This is a genomic window from Pantoea eucrina (assembly GCF_002095385.1).
Taxonomy (GTDB): domain Bacteria; phylum Pseudomonadota; class Gammaproteobacteria; order Enterobacterales; family Enterobacteriaceae; genus Pantoea; species Pantoea eucrina.
The window spans coordinates 1-7,421 of the sequence record NZ_MIPP01000072.1; the positions used below are offsets into that span (position 1 = coordinate 1).

At 62.4% G+C, this 7,421-nt stretch carries 8 protein-coding genes and 1 pseudogene; 1 reads left to right on the forward strand and 8 read right to left on the reverse strand.

Translation table 11 applies throughout. The annotated features are described in order from the left end of the window. The 7 genes and pseudogenes from HA43_RS18045 to HA43_RS18075 all read right to left on the reverse strand — a co-directional run. The coding region (locus HA43_RS18045; protein ID WP_211279589.1) for an insulinase family protein at positions 1-668 on the reverse strand (668 nt) is incomplete at its 3' end. After that, positions 668-1,806 (reverse strand): annotated as a pseudogene (pqqE, locus tag HA43_RS18050) (pyrroloquinoline quinone biosynthesis protein PqqE). The pseudogene pqqE and the gene HA43_RS18045, both read right to left, overlap by 1 nt. Further along, positions 1,793-2,071, reverse strand: a complete 279-nt coding sequence (gene pqqD / locus HA43_RS18055) for a pyrroloquinoline quinone biosynthesis peptide chaperone PqqD (RefSeq protein ID WP_039384271.1) — start codon at positions 2,069-2,071, stop codon at positions 1,793-1,795. Before pqqD ends, pqqE begins: the two are co-directional and overlap by 14 nt. A gap of 5 nt (positions 2,072-2,076) precedes the next feature. Then, on the reverse strand, positions 2,077-2,832 hold the full coding sequence (pqqC, locus tag HA43_RS18060; RefSeq protein WP_039384270.1) for a pyrroloquinoline-quinone synthase PqqC: 756 nt from the start codon (positions 2,830-2,832) through the stop codon (positions 2,077-2,079). Then, on the reverse strand, positions 2,826-3,752 hold the full coding sequence (pqqB, locus tag HA43_RS18065) for a pyrroloquinoline quinone biosynthesis protein PqqB (protein WP_039384267.1): 927 nt from the start codon (positions 3,750-3,752) through the stop codon (positions 2,826-2,828). The genes pqqC and pqqB overlap by 7 nt, the downstream gene beginning before the upstream one ends. Before the next feature lie 55 nt (positions 3,753-3,807). Further along, positions 3,808-3,879, reverse strand: a complete 72-nt coding sequence (pqqA, locus tag HA43_RS18070) for a pyrroloquinoline quinone precursor peptide PqqA (protein WP_010617686.1) — start codon at positions 3,877-3,879, stop codon at positions 3,808-3,810. 139 nt (positions 3,880-4,018) lie between these two features. After that, positions 4,019-5,044, reverse strand: coding sequence for a dipeptidase (locus HA43_RS18075; protein ID WP_094112292.1), 1,026 nt, complete (start codon positions 5,042-5,044; stop codon positions 4,019-4,021). Positions 5,045-5,194: 150 nt separating this feature from the next. On the opposite strand from HA43_RS18075, the gene leuA reads away from it, so the two are divergent. Further along, on the forward strand, positions 5,195-6,907 hold the full coding sequence (gene leuA / locus HA43_RS18080; protein WP_094112293.1) for a 2-isopropylmalate synthase: 1,713 nt from the start codon (positions 5,195-5,197) through the stop codon (positions 6,905-6,907). Here leuA and HA43_RS18085 read toward each other — a convergent pair. After that, the coding region (locus HA43_RS18085; protein ID WP_094112294.1) for a helix-turn-helix transcriptional regulator at positions 6,828-7,421 on the reverse strand (594 nt) is incomplete at its 5' end. The genes leuA and HA43_RS18085 overlap by 80 nt on opposite strands.

Here is a 7,421-nt window from a genome sequence, read left to right on the forward strand (position 1 = left end):
CGGGGCACCACCGGCAGCGCCGGTACCTCGCCGCCCGGCAGGCGATCAAAAGCTGCGGCCAGCGTTGCCAGCTCATCCAGCGACTGCGGCCCGGAGAGCCAGAGCTCCAGACTATTTGCCGTAAAGCGGGTCTGATGGAAGTGGCGCAGCGCACGCTGCAGCTCCGTGACGTTGTCACCAAAAGCCGCCCTGCTGCCGGCGCGAAAGCGCCTGAAGCGCCCGCCCAGCGCGTGCAGCAGCGCCGCCTCGCTCAGCGTCTCGCTGTGGCTCTGCAGCAGCTGATACTCAGCATCGATAACGGCGCACTCCTGGCGGATGGCGTCAGGCGCGAGGTTCGGGGCGATCAGCATATCCGCCAGCCGCGTAACGCCGCCTTCCAGCGCGGCGGCCGGCAGCTGAAAAAACCACGCGCTGCGGCTGAGCTGGGTGGTGGCGTTGACCTCGCCGCCCTGTTGCTGCACCCACGGCATCAGGCGCTGGCTGCCACTGAAGCGCGCGCTGTCGCAGAACAGCAGATGTTCGAGCAGATGCGCCAGTCCGGGCCAGCGATCGGGCTCATGCAGGCTGCCGGCCCCGACCTGCACCAGCGCCGCGGCTTCGCGGGCGTCAGGCTGGTGATAAAGGTGGCAGCGCAGGCCGCTGGCCAGCGTCAGGGTGCGCTGCATCATCAGAGACGCTGTTTGACAATCAGCGCAGAGTTGGCCCGGTTGCGGAACTGCAGCTGGGCAATTTTAATATCGCTGCAGTTTGCCTCACGCCGCGCCTCGAGGATCTGCCCGTGATGCGGCGATTTGCTGCAGACCGGATCGGTATTATCAGCGTTACCGGTCAGCATGTACGCCTGACAGCGGCAGCCGCCGAAATCTTTCTCTTTCTCATCGCAGGAGCGGCACGGCTCCGGCATCCAGTCAAAGCCGCGGTAGCGGTTAAAACCAAACGAGTCATACCAGATCGACTGCAGGCTCTGCGTCAGTACGGAGGGAAATTCAACCGGCAGCTGGCGCGCGCTGTGACAGGGTAACGCGGTGCCTTCCGGGGTTACGCTGAGGAAGATTGAACCCCACCCGCCCATGCACGGCTTGGGACGCTCTTCATAATAGTCCGGCGTCACAAACAGCAGATTGGTCAGGTTGCCGCTCTCGCTCATGCGCGCCCGGTAGCGCGCCACCGTCTCTTCCGCGCGGGCGATCTGCTCGCGCGTCGCAGCAGCCCCTCGCGGTTCAGGTGCGCCCAGCCGTAAAACTGGCAGGTTGCCAGCTCAACGTCATCGGCATCCAGCTCGATACAGAGGTCGATGATTTTATCGATCTGATCGATGTTATGGCGATGCAGTACAAAGTTCAGCACCATCGGATAGCCATGCTTTTTCACTGCCCGCGCCATCTCCAGCTTCTGCTGAAACGCTTTTTGCGAGCCAGCCAGCGCGGCGTTCAGCGTTTCATCGCTGGCCTGAAAGCTGATCTGAATATGGTCCAGACCGGCGTCCGCAAAGGCGTCGAGCTTTTTCTCTGTCAGGCCAATGCCGGAGGTGATCAGGTTGGTGTAAAAGCCAAGGTCGCGCGCGGCGCGGATCAGCTCGGGCAGATCTTTGCGTACCAGCGGCTCGCCGCCGGAGAAGCCGAGCTGTACGCTACCCATGGCACGCGCCTGGCGGAACACCTCAATCCACTGTTCAGTGGTCAGCTCTTTCTCCTGCTGCGCAAAATCGAGCGGATTAGAGCAGTAAGGACACTGCAGCGGGCAGCGATAGGTCAGCTCCGCCAGCAGCCAGAGCGGCGCATTGACGGCAGGTTTATTCGGGTTCACGACACTGGATCCATTTCTGTTCAACGGCTGACTGCAGGAAATCTTTCACGTCGTCACCGACGCCGCCAGCCTCGGGAAAACGGGCGTCAAGCGTGCTGACGATCGCGGCCACATCCTGTTTGCCGGTCACCAGCTCCAGGATGGCCGCTGCCGTTTCATTCAGTTTCGCCATGCCTTCCGGATAGAGCACGACGTGGCTCTGCTGCGCGGCTTCCCACTGCAGACGATAACCGCGCCGGAAAGCGGGGATCAGGGTATCTTTCATACGCATTACACCAGTCTTGTTGTGTGCCAGGCCGCCCGATCGGTGACCGTATGATAAGGCGGACGCTGCAGCACATAGGCCATAGTCATGGCGTCAAGCATCGTCCAGAGAATATCGAGTTTAAACTGCAGGATCTCCAGCATGCGGTTCTGCTGTTCCGCCGTGGTAAAGCGCTCCAGCGCCAGCGCCAGCCCGTGCTCAACGTCGCGGTTAGCCTGGCTCAGGCGGCTGCGGAAGTAGAAATACCCCTCCTCTTTGATCCACGGATAGTGCTGCGGCCAGCTGTCGAGGCGCGACTGATGGATCTGCGGCGCAAACAGCTCGGTCAGGGAACTGCACGCCGCTTCCTGCCAGTCAGCGCGCCGGGCAAAATTGAGATAGGCGTCAACGGCAAACCGTACGCCGGGCAGCACGTGCTGCTCCGACAGCAGCGCCTCACGCGTCAGGCCTACTGCCTCACCCAGCTGCAGCCAGGCTTCAATGCCGCCATCGCCATCGTGACTGCCGTCGTGATCGAGAATGCGCTGTACCCACTTACGCCGCGTGGCCGGATCGGGGCAGTTGGCCATGATCGCGGCATCTTTCAGCGGAATGGTGGTCTGGTAATAGAAACGGTTTGCGACCCAGCCCTGGATCTGCTCGCGCGTTGCCTCACCGTTATGCATCGCTTTATGGTAAGGGTGATGAATATGGTAGTAAGCGCCTTTGGCGCGCAGCGCCTGTTCAAACGCCTCGGGGGTCAGAGCGTCGGTGATCACGATGCGGACTCCTGCAGATGGATCGCCATCCCGTCCTGGCTCACTTCAATGCCCTGCTGCGTCAGAAACTGGCGCTGCGGCGAGTGTTCGTCGAGGATCGGATTGGTGTTGTTAATATGAATAAGAATTTTGCGCTTTGCCGGCAGCGCGGCCAGTAGCGCCATCAGGCCCTGCTCTTCAGCCAGTGCCAGATGGCCCATCGCCCGTCCGGTGTTTTTGCCGACGCCGGTGGTCAGCAGTTCATCATCCTGCCAGACGGTGCCGTCAATCAGCAGGCAGTCCGCTTTCTGCAGCCACGGCATGATCACCCCATCCGGTTCGCCCAGACCCGGCGCATAGAGCAGCGTCTGTCCGCTGGCGCGGTTTTCTATAAACAGCGCCACGTTGTGCCCCGGCAGCGGCCGGTCGCGGTACGGAGAGTAAGGGGGGGCGTTGCTGAGAATCGGGATCGCAGTAAACTGCAGATCGGGACAGACCGCCACGCTGAACGGCTCAAGCGGCGTCAGCGCATGATGCTTCAGGCCGCCGTTCCAGTGCTGCAGCATGGTAAAGACAGGAAAACCGCTGGTAAGGTCGGCATGCACTTCAGGGGTGCACCATACCTGATGCGGGCAGCCTTCGCGCAGGCTGAGCAGCCCGGTGGTGTGGTCAATCTGACTGTCGGTCAGAATAATACTGCCGATCGCGGTGCCGCGCAGCACCCCTTTTTTCACCAGCTCAGGCGTCTGCGCAATCTGCTGACTGATATCAGGCGAGGCGTTGCATAACACCCAATTTTCTCCGTCATCACTGACGATAATTGAGGACTGGGTGCGCGCCTGCGCCTGAATGGTGCCGTTACGCAGACCGCTGCAGTTGGCGCAGTTACAGTTCCACTGCGGAAAGCCACCGCCTGCCGCTGAACCGAGAACTTTAATAAACATGTGAAAGACCGAAGCAGAAAAAGAGAATGCCCGCACGAGCGGCGGGCAGAGAGTCTTAGCGGTTGGAGATGTACAGTGTCACTTCCAGGCCCAGACGCAGGTCAACAAACTCAGGTTTTTTCCACATAGTGTTCTTCCTCATCAATGAAAACGCAGAGCAGGCTCTGCCATAAATGCCGCTGGCGACTGCAGGCAGTACACCAGGCGCGGCGATGTTGCGCCAATGTCGCGCGGAGATCAACCCTGATTCATCAGGGAAACGCGGTTCAGGCCTGCCAGATCTGACGCAGCACGCGCTGCCAGTTGCCCCACGCGAGCTGTTCAGTCAATGCCTGATCATAGCCGAGACTTTGCAATAGCGCATAGAGCCGCGGTAAACCGGTAACATCTTTTAACGTCGCCGGTACGCTGATGCCGTCAAAATCCGATCCCAGCGCCACGTGATCGCGGCCCATAATAGCGATCAGATGCGCGGCGTGTTTAACAATTTCCGTCAGCGCGGTGCTGTCATCGCGTTTTCCGTCACTGCGCAGGAAGGCGTTGCCGAAATTTATCCCCACCACGCCGCCGCTGTCGCGAATGGCGCGCAGCTGATCGTCAGTCAGATTGCGCGGCTGTGCGCAGAGCGCGTGCGCGTTGGAGTGCGTGGCGACCAGCGGCAGCGTGCTGAGCCGCGCCGTCTGCCAGAAGGCTTTTTCATTCATATGCGAGAGATCGATAACCATACGCTGCTGACAGGCCAGCGTAATCAGCTGCTCCCCCTCCTCCGTCAGCCCGTCACCGCTGTCGGGCGATCCGGGAAACGCGCCGGTGACGCCTTGACCAAAGCGGTTAGGCAGATTCCAGAATGGCCCGATGCTGCGTACGCCAGCCTGATAAAACGCCTGCAGATCTGCGCCGGCACCGTCGAAACCGTCGGCGCCTTCGATATGCGCCACCAGCGCCAGTACGCCATCGCGCCGGCAGGCGGCAATCTCCTCCGCGTTCAGGCAGAGCCGGGCGCGTCCGCCTGATTCCGCCGCCAGCGTTTTCAGAATCGCGAGCTGCTGCCAGAGAATGGTAAGCGGCGGCAGCTGCTCCCCGGCGCGCTCAGGTGCCACCTCGCTGAGATAGCCAGCCGGGGGCACAAACAGCGCAAACAGCCCGCCGCCAAAGCCGCCCTGCTGCATGCGCGGAAAGTCGAGATGCCCGGTTTCTGTACCGGAGAAAAATGCGCGCGCCGGATCGTCGCGATGATGCAGCCAGAGCCGCAGTAACAGGTCGTTGTGACCGTCGAACGTAATAAATGACATAGCCTGCCTGAGCCGGAAACCGTGCCGCTATGCTACGCGCCCGCACCGCTTTCGCCAACCTGTCCGTTTTGCACGCGTGGTTGTCCGCTACGCGCAGGCGGGCAGCGATCCACCTGCGCCACACTACAGGCTCTGCTAAAGGAGACGACGATGCTGACTCACCCTGCTGATAAATATTACCCGGCCCCTGTGCTGCCGCTGGCCGATCGCCAGTGGCCGTCGCGCCAGCTCACTCACGCGCCGCGCTGGCTCTCAACGGATCTGCGCGACGGCAACCAGGCGCTGGCGGTGCCGATGGACAGCGCCCGCAAGCTGGCGTTCTGGCAGCTGCTGCTGCGCTGCGGCTTCAGTGAAATTGAAGTGGCCTTTCCCGCCGCATCGCAGACCGACTATGCGTTTGTGCGGGAGCTGATCGAGGAAGATCGCATTCCGCCCCACGTCACCATTCAGGTGCTCACCCAGGCGCGCAGCGATCTGATCGATCGCACGTTTGAGGCGCTGACGGGGGTCCGGCAGGCGATTGTTCATCTCTACAACGCCACCGCCCCGCTGTTTCGCGAGCGTGTGTTCTGCCAGAGCAAAGCGGAGATTGTCGCCCTGGCGTGCAGCGCCGCCCGCCAGATCCGCGACCGCTGTGCCGCGCAGCCTGATACGGCGTGGACGTTTCAGTATTCACCGGAAACGTTCTGCTTTACCGAGCCGGACTTTGCGCTGGAGATTTGTGAAGCGGTAGCGGCGATCTGGCAGCCTGGCCCGCAGCGACCGATGATTATCAACCTGCCCGCCACGGTGGAAGTGAACACCCCTAACGTCTACGCCGATCAGATTGAATACTTCTGCCGCCACTTCAGTCAGCGTGCGGCGGTGACCATCAGCGTACATCCGCACAACGATCGCGGTACCGGCACCGCCTGCGCCGAGCTGGCGCTGCTGGCGGGGGCCGATCGCGTCGAGGGCTGCCTGTTTGGCAACGGCGAGCGCACCGGCAACGTTGATCTGGTGACGCTGGCGCTGAATCTCTACACCCAGGGCGTGGCGCCGGGGCTTGATTTCAGCGATATGCAGCAGGTGATTGAGACGGTGACGGCGTGTAATCAGCTGCCGCTGCATCCGCGCCACCCTTATGCCGGTGAGCTGGTTTTCACCGCCTTTTCCGGCTCCCATCAGGACGCCATCCGTAAAGGCTTTGCCGAACGTGCAGCGCGGCAGGAAACCCGCTGGCAGATCCCCTACCTGCCGCTCGATCCGCGCGACATTGGCTGCAGCTATGAAGCGGTGATCCGGGTCAACAGCCAGTCGGGCAAAGGCGGCAGCGCCTGGCTGCTGGAGCAGAACCACGGACTGCAGCTGCCGCGCGCGCTGCAGCAGGATTTCAGCCAGCGGGTGCAGCAGCAGACTGACATGAACGGCGGCGAGATGACGCATCATGCCCTCTGGCAGCTGTTTTGTCACCACTACGGCCTGACGCAGCCGGCGCGCCAGCTTGACACGGCGGAGAGCCAGAGTGATGAGCGGGCAACGCGTATCCGCCTGCAGTTTACGACGGCATCGGGCGGACGCATGCTGAATGGCAGCGGTAACGGCCTGCTTTCCGCCGCCGTCAGCGCGCTGCAGCAGCATTACGGGCGCGCAATCGCCATTGAGGATTACCACGAGCATACGCTGGGTAAACGCAGCGACAGTCGTTCGGTTGCCTATATCTGCTGCACCGACGCACACGGCGGACGCGCCTGGGGCGTCGGAATCGACAGTGACGTGACGCGCGCCTCGCTGCAGGCGCTGCTCAATGCGGCAGACGCCTTTCTGCCGGCGGAAAGTAGCCCGCCGGTGAAACGCCCAGCACGCGGCGAAACATCGCGCTGAACGCACCCGGACTCTCGTAGCCGAGATCCAGCGCCACCCGCAACACGCTCTCTCCCTGCGCCAGCCGCATCAGCGCCTGGCTCAGCCGGGCGCGCCGCAGCCAGTCGCCAAAGCGCAGTCCGGTTTCGCGGCTGAAATGGCGCGACAGCGTGCGCTCTGCCACGCAGAGTTCCGCCGCGGCCTGCGTCAGCGTCCACGGCTCTCCTGCGCTCTGCTGGATCCGGGTACAGAGCGCCAGCAGGCGCGGGCTTTGCGGCATCGGCAGGTCAAACGGCAGCACATTCATCACCCTGATCTCATCAAGGATCAGCTCATAAATGCGTTCGCTGCGGCTGCCGGGAGAGTAGCCCTCCGGCAGCGACAGCGCGCTCACGATCAGTTCACGCAGCAGCGCGGAGATCTGCACCACCTGACAGCTGGCCGGCAGATCAGCGCGCGCCAGCGGATCGATAAACAGCGTGCGGGCAGCGACCTGGCCGCCCGTCTGCAGCGCATGCCGCGTGCCGGCTGGCAG

Bases quoted from the DNA above. Each gene is read 5' to 3' on its own strand.
- pqqB (WP_039384267.1), bottom strand. From the start codon at position 3,752: ATGTTTATTAAAGTTCTCGGTTCAGCGGCAGGCGGTGGCTTTCCGCAG.
- leuA (WP_094112293.1), top strand. From the start codon at position 5,195: ATGCTGACTCACCCTGCTGATAAATATTACCCGGCCCCTGTGCTGCCG.
- HA43_RS18075 (WP_094112292.1), bottom strand. From the start codon at position 5,044: ATGTCATTTATTACGTTCGACGGTCACAACGACCTGTTACTGCGGCTC.
- pqqD (WP_039384271.1), bottom strand. From the start codon at position 2,071: ATGAAAGATACCCTGATCCCCGCTTTCCGGCGCGGTTATCGTCTGCAG.